This is a genomic window from Streptomyces sp. Tu 2975, from assembly GCF_009832925.1.
Lineage (GTDB): Bacteria > Actinomycetota > Actinomycetes > Streptomycetales > Streptomycetaceae > Streptomyces.
The window spans coordinates 5289236-5301636 of sequence record NZ_CP047140.1 but is presented as its reverse complement, the minus strand read 5'-3'; the positions used below and the strand labels follow the sequence as shown (position 1 = coordinate 5301636).

At 69.6% G+C, this 12401-nt stretch carries 9 protein-coding genes; all 9 read right to left on the bottom strand.

The annotated features are described in order from the left end of the window. Positions 1-730: 730 nt before the first annotated feature. The 9 genes from rodA to GLX30_RS23455 all read right to left on the bottom strand — a co-directional run bounded on the left by rodA (position 731) and on the right by GLX30_RS23455 (position 12352). Positions 731-1933, bottom strand: a complete 1203-nt coding sequence (rodA, locus tag GLX30_RS23495; protein ID WP_159692061.1) for a rod shape-determining protein RodA — start codon at positions 1931-1933, stop codon at positions 731-733. A 3-nt stretch (positions 1934-1936) separates the two neighbouring features. Further along, positions 1937-4105, bottom strand: coding sequence for a penicillin-binding protein 2 (gene mrdA, locus GLX30_RS23490; protein ID WP_159692059.1), 2169 nt, complete (start codon positions 4103-4105; stop codon positions 1937-1939). Positions 4106-4121: 16 nt separating this feature from the next. Then, the gene (gene mreD, locus GLX30_RS23485; RefSeq protein ID WP_159692057.1) at positions 4122-4793 is read right to left on the bottom strand and encodes a rod shape-determining protein MreD; all 672 of its coding nucleotides are present in this window, start codon (positions 4791-4793) and stop codon (positions 4122-4124) included. A gap of 13 nt (positions 4794-4806) precedes the next feature. Then, positions 4807-5826: a rod shape-determining protein MreC gene (gene mreC / locus GLX30_RS23480; protein ID WP_159692055.1), complete on the bottom strand. Its 1020-nt coding sequence runs from the start codon at positions 5824-5826 to the stop codon at positions 4807-4809. Positions 5827-5955: 129 nt separating this feature from the next. Further along, positions 5956-6975, bottom strand: a complete 1020-nt coding sequence (locus GLX30_RS23475) for a rod shape-determining protein (protein ID WP_159695206.1) — start codon at positions 6973-6975, stop codon at positions 5956-5958. 284 nt (positions 6976-7259) lie between these two features. After that, positions 7260-7670 (bottom strand): nucleoside-diphosphate kinase, encoded by a 411-nt coding sequence (gene ndk, locus GLX30_RS23470; protein ID WP_005317637.1) that lies wholly within the window; start codon positions 7668-7670, stop codon positions 7260-7262. 106 nt (positions 7671-7776) lie between these two features. After that, entirely contained in the window at positions 7777-8127 is a 351-nt protein-coding gene (locus GLX30_RS23465; protein ID WP_159692053.1) for a DUF4233 domain-containing protein, read from the bottom strand. 6 nt (positions 8128-8133) lie between these two features. Beyond that, positions 8134-9642, bottom strand: a complete 1509-nt coding sequence (locus tag GLX30_RS23460; protein ID WP_159692051.1) for a folylpolyglutamate synthase/dihydrofolate synthase family protein — start codon at positions 9640-9642, stop codon at positions 8134-8136. A gap of 88 nt (positions 9643-9730) precedes the next feature. Beyond that, positions 9731-12352 carry a valine--tRNA ligase gene (locus tag GLX30_RS23455; protein ID WP_159692049.1) on the bottom strand — a complete coding sequence of 874 codons (2622 nt, stop codon included), beginning with the start codon at positions 12350-12352 and terminating at the stop codon, positions 9731-9733. Positions 12353-12401 lie beyond the last annotated feature (49 nt).

Here is a 12401-nt window from a genome sequence, read left to right as displayed (position 1 = left end):
GGGTGGGCAGGCCCAGTCGCTTTCCCCACCCCGCCCCTTCCCGAAACCGGGGCAAGCCCCGGACCCCGACGGGGGCTGACGCCCACCTTCACCCTCCCGTGAGGAGGGTTGACGCCCCCACACCCCAGGACGGCAGCTCCGCGCCGCGAGACGCCCCACCGGCGCGCCTGGCACCAGAGCGGCAACCCACCGTCCCGGGCAGGGACTCTCCCGCACGAACCCGAGACCAACGGCCGATGGGGCCTGTCCGGCGGGAGGGGGCGGGGTCGTAAAAGGGGGTGTCCGGAAGTAAAGCGTCGCAACTCGCGCGCAGCGCGGTGAGGACAGCCATTCCGGACACCCCTCCGGAGGCCCCGACACCCGCACCCCGTACCGGCGCAGCCACGCCCCGCAGGGGGCGACCACGCTCCCTGCCGGCCCCGCCCCGCAGGGCGCACGCACCAGGACCGGGACCGGCCCGGACCCCGCCACGCAAGGCGCACCACCTCGTACAGAAGCCCACAGACAGGCCGCCGGGTGCGCGTCAGCGGCCGGCCCGGGCCCCGCCACGCCGACGAACCTGGCCGACGGCCACACTCCGAGAACGCCGCACACGCAGCCCGGTACGGACCGGCCCGTAACCACCTCGGGAGCGCCGCGCACGCGGCCCGGCCCGGACCGGACCGGCACGGCCGGCCGGTGGCCCCGGGGCGGCCGCGCCCCCGGTTCAGGCATGCCGCCCGCCCAAGGGCTACGCGCCTATGGGCCGTTGCACCCTGATCGACTGCAGCAACCCGATCGCGATCCACACCGCGAACATCGACGTGCCCCCGTACGACACGAACGGCAGCGGCAGGCCCGCGACCGGCATGATGCCCATCGCCATGCCGATGTTCTCGAACGACTGGAAGGCGAACCAGGCGATTATCCCGGCGGCCACGATGGTGCCGTAGAGCTCGGTCGTCTCGCGGGCGATCCGGCAGGCGCGCCACAGCACGACGCCGAGCAGCACGAGGATCAGCCCGGCGCCGAGGAAGCCGAGTTCCTCGCCGGCGACGGTGAAGATGAAGTCGGTCTGCTGTTCGGGCACGAACTGCCCGCTGGTCTGGTGGCCGTTGAAGAGCCCTTCGCCGTAGAGCCCGCCGGAGCCGATCGCGATGCGCGCCTGGTTGGTGTTGTAGCCGACGCCGGCGGGGTCGAGTTCCGGGTTGGCGAAGGCGGCGAAGCGGTTGATCTGGTACTCGTCGAGCAGGCCGAGCGCTGTGACGGCGATCGCGCCGGCCGCTCCGGCGCTGATGAGGCCGATGACCCAGCGGTTGGACGCACCGGAGGCGAGCAGTACGCCGAGGACGATCACGACCATGACCATGACCGAGCCGAGGTCCGGCATCAGCATCACGATGATCATCGGCAGGACGGCGAGTCCGAGCGACTTGGCGACGGTGCGGTGGTCGGGGTGCACCTGGTCCCCGGCGTCGACGCGGGCCGCGAGCATCATCGCCATCCCGAGGATGATCGTGATCTTCACGAACTCGGAGGGCTGGAGGGAGAAGCCGCCGCCGAGCTGGATCCAGGCGTGGGCGCCGTTGATGGTGGCGCCCAGCGGGGTGAGGACGAGCAGCACGAGCACGACGGAGAGCCCGTAGAGGAACGGGACGGCGCCGCGCAGGGTGCGGTGACCGAGCCAGATGGTCCCGACCATAAGCACGAAGCCGATGCCGGTGTTGAGCAGGTGCCGGACGAGGAAGTAGTACGGGTCGCCCTGATTGAGTTCGGTGCGCCCGCGCGTGGCGGACCACACGAGGAGCGCGCCGAGCAGCGACAGCGTGATCGCGGAGAGCAGCATCGGCCAGTCGAGCTTGCGCACCACGGAGTCTCGGGCGGTGAGCCTGGTCCAGATGCCGCCGCGCTCCGGGCCGTATCCCGGGACGGAGAAGCCGCCTGCGCCTGTCATGTCTCAGTCCCTCCGGGTCGCGGGGGTTCCCGCGAGCACTGGTTGGGCGTCCTTCGGCTTCGGAGGAACGTAGGGCTTGACCTCGGGGGCGTCGATCGAGCCGTCCGGGGCGATCTTGGGCAGGGTCTGCTGCGGCTTGGGCAGCAGGGCCCGCTTGAGGTCCTGGTTGCCTTCCTTGTCCAGGCCGTACATCGCGTCGTAGATGTTGCGTACGGCGGGACCGGACGCGCCGGAGCCCGTACCACCCTGGGAGATCGTCATGACGATCGTGTAGTCGTCGGTGTAGGTGGCGAACCACGAGGTGGTCTGCTTGCCGTAGACCTGGGCGGTGCCGGTCTTGGCGCGCATCGGGATCTTGTCCTGGGGCCAGCCGCCGAACCGCCAGGCGGCGGTGCCGCCCGGCTCGACCACGGAGCGCAGGCCCTTGTCGAGGTCCTTGATGGTCTCGGCGTTCACCGGCAGCTTGCCGTGCGACTCGGGCTTGATCTCTTCGATCTCTTTGCCGTCGGGGCTGATGACGGCCTTGCCGACGGTGGGGTTGTAGAGGGTGCCGCCGTTGCTGATGGCGGCGTACGCGGTGGCCAGCTGGATGGGCGTGATGAGCACGTCGCCCTGGCCGATCGCGAAGTTGATGCTGTCGAAAGCCTTCAGCTGGTTGCCTTCGAGGCAGCTCTCATAGGCGATCTGCTCCACGTAGGAGCCGCCCTTCTTGCCCTGCTTGCACCAGGAGTCCTTGTTCGCCTCCCAGAAGGCCTGCTTCCACTGGCGGTCGGGGATGCGGCCCTTGACCTCGTTCGGGAGGTCGATGCCGGTCTCCGAGCCGAAGCCGAAGTCGTGCGCGGTCCGGTAGAACCAGTCGTGGGCGCCCTTCTTGGGCTTGAGGCCGCCGTCGCGCTTCCACTCCTCATGGCCGAGACGGTAGAAGACGGTGTTGCAGGAGTACTTGAGAGCGTCGCCGAGGGTGATGGGGCCGTGCCCCTGGGACTCGAAGTTGGCGAAGCTCCGGTTCCCCATGCTGTAGCTGCTGCTGCAGTTGTAGAGGTCGTCGAAGGGGTGACCTCCCCGCACGGCCGCGCTCGCCGACACCACCTTGAAGACCGAGCCGGCGGGCGCCTGGCCCTGGGTGGCCCGGTTGAGCAGCGGGTAGTTGGACTCCTTGCCGGTGAGCTTGGCGTAGTCCTTGGCGGAGATGCCGCCGACCCAGGCGTTGGGGTCGTAGTCGGGCTGGGAGGCCATGGCGACGACCCGGCCGGTCTTGGCCTCCATGACGACGACGGCGCCCGCGTCGGCCTCGTAAGGACGACCGGTGATCTTGTCGGTCTCCCCGCGCACCGTCTTCATCGCCTGGTGGAGCTCGTGCTCGGCGACGGCCTGGACGCGGGCGTCGATGCTGGTGACGAGGTGGGAGCCGGGCACGCCCGGGTCCGCTTCGGCCTCGCCCATGACCCGGCCGAGCTTGTCGACCTCGTAGGACGTGACGCCGGCCTGGCCGCGGAGTTCCTTGTCGTAGGTGCGCTCGAGGCCGGAGCGGCCCACCTGGTCGGAGCGCAGGTAGGGCGACTCGCTGTCCTTGGCCTTCTGGATCTCCTCGTCGGTGACGGGCGACAGGTAGCCGAGCACCTGCGCGGTCCGTGCCTTGGCGGGGGCCGTGTAGCGGCGTACGGCGGTGGGTTCCGCGGTGATGCCGGGGAAGTCCTCCGAGCGTTCACGGATCTGCAGCGCCTGCTGGGTGGTGGCTTCGTCGGTGACCGGGATCGGCTGGTAGGGGGAGCCGTTCCAGCAGGGCTGCGGTGTCTTGGAGTCGCAGAGGCGGACCTTGTCCATGACCTCCTTCGGCTTCATGCCGAGGACGCCGGCGAGCCGGGTGAGGACGGCGTCGCCGTCGTCCTTCATCTTCAGCAGCTCGGTGCGGGACGCGGAGACCACGAGGCGGGTCTCGTTGTCGGCGAGCGGCACACCGCGGGCGTCGAGGATCGAGCCGCGCACGGCGGGTGTGACGACCCGCTGGACGTGGTTGCCGCTGGCCTCGTCGGCGTATTCGTCGCCGTTGCGGATCTGGAGGTACCAGAGCCGGCCGCCGAGGGTGAGGAGGAGGGAGAAGACGAGTACCTGGATGATGACGAGACGGATCTGGACCCGGGGGGTCCGGCCGGTCTCCGGAATGTTGCTCACGCTGCTGCCCCCTCGATCACAGTCGCTTGACTCCCTTGATGCGTCCGGCCCGTGCGGCCCGGGTCTTCGCCGCCCTGAGCCGCAGTCCGCCGCGCTGGTCGCCGATGCGCAGTCCGGTGCCGGAGGCGAGCCAGCCCGCGGCCACGTCCGCGCCGCCGGCGTTCTGGCTCTCGGCGAGCGGATCGTTCTCGCTGCGTCTGGCGAGCCACATGATCAGCGGCACGGTGAACGGCGCGAGGAGGAGGTCGTACACCGCGGCGGTGAACAGCAGACTGCCCAGGCCGACATGGCGGGCGGCGGTGTCGCCGACGAGGGCGCCGACCAGGGCGTACAGCAGCGTCGAACCGATCGCTGCCGCGACGACGACGGCCATGGGCCCGCTGGCGGACCGCAGTGGCTTGCCGTTCTCCGGACGGACCAGACCGGCGAGGTAGCCGATGACGCACAGGACGAGTGCGTAGCGGCCGGCCGCGTGGTCGGCTGGCGGGGCGAGGTCCGCGAGCAGCCCGGCGCCGAAGCCGATGAACGCTCCGGCCATGTGGCCGTAGACCATGGCGAGTCCGAGGACGACGAGCAGGACGAGGTCGGGCACCGCGCCGGGCAGCTGGAGCCGCGAGAGGACGGAGACCTGGATGACGAGGGCGACCACGACCAGCGTCGTGGAGAGCAGCATCCGGTTGACACGCATGACGGATCAGCTCCTACTGGTCGTCGTTCTGGCCTGTGGCGTCGCCGGAGGCACCGGGATCCGGCCCGCCGCCCTGTACCTGGCCGTCGTCCTGGACCGGCGCCTCGCCCTCCGGCGGGGTCGCGCCGGGAGTGACGGTGACCGTGACGGTCGGCGTCGGCCTGGGGCCCGCGGGCTTCGGGGGCAGCACGGTGTCGCGGGGATCGGTCCGCGGCGCCTGGACGACGACGCCGACGATGTCGAGCCTGCTGAAGCCGGCGTAGGGACGCACGTAGACGTTGCGGGTGAGGTCGCCCCGGGCGGGGTCCACCCGGATGACCTCGCCGACCGGCACGCCGGGCACGAAGGGCTTGCTGCCCTGGGAGCCGAAGGTGACCAGCCGGTCGCCCTTCTTCACCTTGGACTTGCCGTTGAGGAGCTGGACCAGCAGGGGCCGGTCGCCCTGGCCGGTGGCGAAGCCGAGCTCGTCGGTCTTCTCCATCCGGGTGCCGACGGTGAAGTCCGGGTCGCTGGCGAGCAGCACGGTCGAGGTACGCGGGCCGACGGTCGTGACGCGGCCGACGAGTCCGTCACTGTTGATGACGGTCATGTCGCGCGTGATGCCGTCCTCGGAGCCGATGTCGATGGTCACGGTCCAGGAGAAGCCCTGGGCCGCTCCTATGGCGATGACCTCGGCGCCCTTGATGCCGTACTGGCCGGCGGCGGCCGTTCTGATCATGCCGTCGAGCTGGCGGAGCCGGCTGTTGTTGCGCTCGTCGCTGCCGAGCCGCTGCTTCAGCTCGGCGTTCTCCAACTGGAGCTGCTTGATGCGGTCGTGGCGGTCACCGGAGTCCCGGACCGCTCCGATCGCGTTGCCGATGGGGTCGACGGCGGCCGCGACGCCGTTCTCCACGGGCCCGAAGACCGACGCCGCGGCCTGCCGTGCACCGTCGACCGGTGAGTCCTCACCGCCGCGGATGTCCACCGTGATCAGGGCGAACGCGATGGCGATCAGCAATGCCAGGAGCAGCCGGCTCTCCTTTGTGTCCCTCACGTGCGGCGGCCGTGCCTTCCTCGTAGGAATGGAAGTGTCGGTAGAGCAACGATCCTTCCCCCGCCTCGGGGGCGGGGAGGACCCCATGTGGGGGCCTCACAGCCCCCGTACGGCGTATTGTCCGACCGTCTAACGACGCGGCTGGGCGTCCAGCACCTGCTGGAGCGCCTCGAACTCCTCGACGCACTTGCCGGATCCGAGCGCCACCGAGTCCAGGGGGTTCTCCGCGATGTGGATCGGCATGCCCGTCTCCCGGCGGAGCCGCTCGTCGAGACCGCGCAGCAGGGCGCCGCCGCCGGTGAGGACGATGCCGCGGTCCATGACGTCACCGGAGAGCTCGGGCGGGCACTTGTCGAGCGTGGTCTTCACGGCGTCGACGATCGCGTTGACCGGTTCCTCGATGGCCTTGCGGACCTCGGCGGCGGAGATGACGACGGTCTTGGGCAGACCGGAGACCAGGTCGCGGCCGCGGATCTCGGTGTGCTCCTCCTTCTCCATCTCGTACGCCGAACCGATGGTGATCTTGATGCTCTCCGCGGTCCGCTCACCGAGGAGGAGGGAGTACTCCTTCTTGATGTGCTGGATGATCGCGTTGTCCAGTTCGTCGCCGGCGACACGGATGGACTGTGCCGTGACGATTCCTCCCAGCGAGATCACGGCGACCTCCGTGGTGCCACCGCCGATGTCGACCACCATGTTGCCGGTGGCCTCGTGGACCGGGAGGCCGGAGCCGATGGCCGCGGCCATGGGCTCCTCGATGATGTGCACCTGTCGGGCGCCCGCCTGGGTCGACGCCTCGATGACCGCGCGGCGCTCGACACCCGTGATACCGGAAGGCACACAGACGACGACGCGGGGCCGGGCGAGATAACGGCGCTTGTGGATCTTGAGGATGAAGTAGCGGAGCATCCGCTCGGTGATCTCGAAGTCGGCGATGACGCCGTCCTTCAGTGGCCGGACGGCAACGATATTGCCCGGTGTCCGGCCGATCATCTTCTTCGCTTCGGCGCCGACCGCGAGAATGCCGCCCGTGTTGGTGTTGATGGCGACGACGGACGGCTCGTTGAGAACGATCCCCCGGCCTCTGACGTACACCAGCGTGTTGGCGGTCCCGAGGTCGACAGCCATGTCACGGCCGATGAACGACATGTTGTTCCCCATGAGGATGCGTCTGGCCTTCCCAAATCGAGCGTTGATGGCTTTTCAGGATGGCGAGGTGGGTGCTGTGGCGTGGAGGCTTACATCGTAGTGCCGCCTGTACCGGCACCGCGCGGTGGTCCACCTCTTGTTTATGGTGACGATGCGTCGGGGCGATGCGTTCCCGCAATACCCTTGCGTATGCCGAAGGGCGACCGAAATTCCATCGGTCGCCCCAGGACAAGAGCGCTGTATGGCTGACGTCCTGTCAGGAAAGCCCTGGAAAGGGGCAGGCCTCAGCCTTCCTGGAAGAACAGCTTCAGTTCCCGAACGGCGGACTCCTCGGAGTCCGAGGCGTGGATCAGATTTTCCCGGACGATCGTGCCGAAGTCACCCCGAATGGACCCAGGAGCGGCCGCGATCGGGTCGGTCGGACCCGCCAGTTGGCGTACGCCGTCGATCACGCGCTCACCCTCGACGGCCATGACGACCACCGGGCCGGACAGCATGAATTCCACCAGCGGCTCGTAGAACGGCCGGCCGACGTGCTCGGCGTAGTGCTGCTCCAGGGTGGCCCGGTCGAGCGTGCGCAACTCCAGCGCGGTGATCTTCCAGTCGGCCTTGCGTTCGATGCGGCCGATGACCTCGCCCACGAGTCCGCGACGGACGGCGTCCGGCTTGAGAAGGACGAGGGTGCGCTGAGTCATGGTGTGCGGCTCCTTGCAGGCCAGGATGTGTGCGGTCGGGCCGAGATTACCGGGTGTGACGCCGGGGGCGGCACCCGCCCCGCACCCCCGGTGCGCCCTCGGCCGGCTACCCGGCGTCAGCCTCGGCCGACTGCGCGGCCCACCGGGCCTTCGCCTCGTCGATCTTGCGGCCGTAGTGGATGGAGGCCCACCACAGGCCGCCGAAGAGGACACCGAGGAAGAACATCGCCGGGACGACGAAGCCACTGGCGATCAGCGCGATCTGCAGCGCCCAGCCGAGTTGGGTCCCGCCGGGGCGGGTGATCATGCCGCACAGCAGCAGCGACAGCAGCATCGCCACGCCGCAGACCGTCCAGACCGCCGCCATCGAGACGTCGTCCGACTTCATGGCCACGAGACCGGCGAAGCCGATCACGAAGAACTCGCCGATCAGGGTCGATGCACAGAGCGTACGCACGGGATGTCAGCCCCTCCCCAGCAGCAGCCGGGCCTCGCCGACCGTGATCACGGAACCGGTCACCAGCACACCGGCGCCGGCGAACTCCGACTCCTCCTCGGCGAGCGTGATCGCCGCCTCCAGCGCGTCGTCGAGCCGCGGCTCGACGACCACCCGGTCGTCACCGAAGACCTCCACGGCGACACCGGCCAGCGCGTCCGCGTTCATCGCACGGTGACTGGAGTTCTGCGTCACGACGATCTCGTGGAAGATCGGCTCGAAGGCCTCCAGGAAGCCCCTGACGTCCTTGTCGTCGCTCGCGCCCACGACACCGATCAGCCGGGAGAAGCCGAACGACTCGGTGACGGCGGCCGCCGCCGCCCGCGCGCCCGCCGGGTTGTGCGCGGCGTCCAGCACGACGGTGGGGCTGCGGCGCACGACCTCCAGCCGGCCGGGCGAGGCCACGGTGGCGAACGCCTTGCGGATCGTGTCGGCGTCCAGCGTGCGGGCGTCACCCGCGCCGACGCCGAAGAACGCCTCGACCGCCGCGAGCGCCACCGCCGCGTTGTGCGCCTGGTGCGCGCCGTAGAGCGGGAGGAAGATCTGCTCGTACTCGCCGCCCAGGCCGCGCAGGGTCAGCAACTGCCCGCCGACCGCGACCTCGCGCGAGACGACGCCGAACTCCATGCCCTCGCGGGCGACGGTCGCGTCGGCCTCGACGGCCCGCTTCAGCATCACCTGCGCGGCGTCCACCGGCTGCTGCGCCAGGATCACGGTCGCGCCCTGCTTGATGATCCCGGCCTTCTCGACGGCGATCTCGGCGGGTGTGGTGCCGAGCCGGTCCGTGTGGTCCAGGTCGATGGGCGTGACCACGGCGACCGAGCCGTCGATCACGTTCGTCGCGTCCCAGCTGCCGCCCATACCGACCTCGACGACGGCCACGTCCACGGGGGCGTCGGCGAAGGCCGCGTACGCCATGCCGGTGAGCACCTCGAAGAACGAGAGCCGGTACTCCTGGCGCGCGTCGACCATCTCGACGTAGGGCTTGATGTCGTTGTACGTCTCGATGAAGCGCTCGGCGTCGATGGGGGCGCCGTCCAGGCTGATCCGCTCGGTGATCGACTGCACGTGCGGCGAGGTGTACCGGCCGGTGCGCAGGTCGAAGGCGGAGAACAGGGCCTCGATCATCCGGGCCGTGGACGTCTTGCCGTTCGTCCCCGTGATGTGGACGGAGGGGTAGGCCCGCTGCGGCTCGCTCAGCACGTCCATCAGCGCCGCGATGCGGGCGACGGAGGGCTCCAGCTTGGTCTCGCCCCAGCGCGTCGCGAGATCCGCCTCGACCTCGCGCAGCGCCTTGTCCACCTCCGGATCCGCCGGGCGGGACGGCACCTGGTCGGCCTGCGGCGATCCGGCCTGCGCGCGCAGGGTGCGGCTGCCGGCCTCGATCACCGCCAGGTCGGGGTCGCGGTCGGTCTCTGCGTCGACGATCTCGTCGAAGGCGTCGGACTCGTCGAAGGCGTCGGGCTGCTCACTCACGGGTCCAGTCTACGGACGGGCGCCGACGGATACGGCCGAGGCCCCGGGGGGCGTCCCCGGGGCCTCGGCCGTGTCCGCGTCCGGCGGCTCAGCTCGCCGGCAGATTGGCGAGCTGGGTGTTGATCCGCGCGATGTCCTCCTCGGCCTTGGCGAGCCGGGTACGGATCTTGTCGACCACGTTGTCCGGTGCCTTGGCGAGGAACGCCTCGTTGCCGAGCTTGGCGGTCGCCTGGGCGACCTCCTTCTCCGCCGCGCCCAGGTCCTTCGTCAGACGCTTGCGCTCCGCCTCGACGTCGATCGTGCCCGACAGGTCGAGCGCGACGGTGGCACCCGCGACGGGCAGCGACGCGGTGGCGTGGAAGCCCTCGCCCTCCGGCTGGAGGCGCAGCAACTGACGGATCGCGGCCTCGTGCGGGGCGAGCGCCGTGCCGTCGAGGGTGAGCCTGGCCGGGACCTTCTGGCCGGGCTGCAGCCCCTGGTCGCTGCGGAACCGGCGGACCTCGGTGACGACCCGCTGGACGAGCTCGATCTCCCGCTCCGCGGCCTCGTCGCGGAAGGCGCTGTCGGCCGGCCACTCGGCGATGACGAGCGACTCCTTGCCGGTCAGCGCGGTCCACAGCGTCTCGGTGACGAACGGGACCACCGGGTGGAGCAGCCGCAGCATGACGTCGAGGACCTCGCCCAGGACGCGCGCCGAGACCCTGGCCGGCTCGCCGCCCGCGAAGAACGTCGTCTTGGACAGCTCGACGTACCAGTCGAAGACCTCGTCCCAGGCGAAGTGGAAGAGGGTCTCCGACAGCTTCGCGAACTGGTAGTCCTCGTAGTACGCGTCCACCTCGGCGACGGTCTTGTTCAGCCGCGACAGGATCCAACGGTCCGTGGAGGACATCTCCTCGGGCGCCGGCAGCGGGCCTTCGACGGTGGCGCCGTTCATCAGCGCGAAGCGGGTGGCGTTCCAGATCTTGTTGGCGAAGTTCCGCGAACCCTGGACCCAGTCCTCGCCGATGGGGACGTCGACACCCGGGTTGGCGCCGCGGGCGAGCGTGAAGCGCAGCGCGTCGGAGCCGTACTTGTCCATCCAGTCCAGCGGGTTGACCGCGTTGCCGAAGGACTTGGACATCTTCTTGCCGAACTGGTCCCGGACCATGCCGTGGAGGGCGATGGTGTGGAACGGCGGTGTGCCGTCCATGGCGTAGAGACCGAACATCATCATCCGGGCGACCCAGAAGAAGAGGATGTCGTAGCCCGTGACCAGGACGGAGTTCGGATAGAACTTCGCGAGGCTCTCGGTCTCCTCCGGCCACCCCAGCGTCGAGAAGGGCCACAGACCCGAGGAGAACCACGTGTCGAGGACGTCGGTCTCCTGGGTCCAGCCGTCGCCGCTCGGCGGCTCCTCGTCGGGGCCGACACAGACGATCTCGCCGTTCGGGCCGTACCAGACGGGGATGCGGTGGCCCCACCACAACTGGCGCGAGATGCACCAGTCGTGCAGGTTGTCGACCCAGTCGAAGTAGCGCTTCTCCATCTCCTGCGGGTGGATCTTGACCCGGCCGTCGCGGACGGCGTCGCCGGCCGCCTTGGCCAGCGGGCCGACCTTGACCCACCACTGCATGGACAGCCGCGGCTCGATGGTGGTCTTGCAGCGCGAGCAGTGGCCGACGGAGTGGACGTACGGGCGCTTCTCGGCGACGATCCGGCCTTCGGCGCGCAGGGCGCCGACGATCGCCGACCGTGCCTCGAGGCGGTCGAGACCCTCGAAGGGACCGTGAGCGGTGATGACAGCCCGTTCGTCCATGACCGCGATGGAGGGCAGATTGTGCCGCTGCCCGATCTCGAAGTCGTTCGGGTCATGGGCGGGCGTCACCTTGACGGCGCCGGTGCCGAACTCGGGGTCGACGTGCGTGTCCGCGACGACCGGGATCGTGCGGTCCGTCAGCGGCAGCTTGATCTGCTTGCCGATGAGGTGCTTGTAGCGCTCGTCGTCGGGGTGGACGGCGACGGCGGTGTCACCGAGCATCGTCTCGGCGCGCGTCGTCGCGACGACGATGGTGTCGTCACCCTCGCCGTACTTCATGGAGACGAGCTCGCCGTCGTCGTCCTGGTACTCGACCTCGATGTCGGAGATGGCGGTCAGACAGCGCGGGCACCAGTTGATGATGCGCTCGGCACGGTAGATGAGCTCGTCGTCGTAGAGCCTCTTGAAGATGGTCTGGACGGCCTGGGACAGGCCCTCGTCCATCGTGAACCGCTCGCGGGACCAGGCGACACCGTCGCCGAGGCGGCGCATCTGGCCGGAGATCTGCCCGCCGGACTCGCCCTTCCACTGCCAGACCCGCTCGATGAACGCCTCACGGCCCAGGTCGTGGCGGGACTTGCCCTCCTTGGCGAGCTCGCGCTCGACGACGTTCTGCGTGGCGATGCCGGCGTGGTCCATGCCGGGCTGCCACAGCGTCTCGTAACCCTGCATCCGCTTGCGGCGGGTGAGCGCGTCGATCAGCGTGTGCTCGAAGGCGTGGCCGAGGTGAAGACTTCCGGTGACGTTGGGCGGCGGGATGACGACCGTGAACGGCGGCTTGTCGCTGTTCGCGTCCGCCTCGAAGTACCCGCGTTCTACCCAGCGCTCGTACAACGCTCCCTCGACCTCGGCCGGCGCGTACTGGGTCGGCAGTTCGGGAGTGGGCGCTGTCTGCTGCTGAGTCTTCTCGGTCACGGGCCCAGTTTAGAGGTGTCATGGAGCCGTTCCGAAACTCGATTCTTCG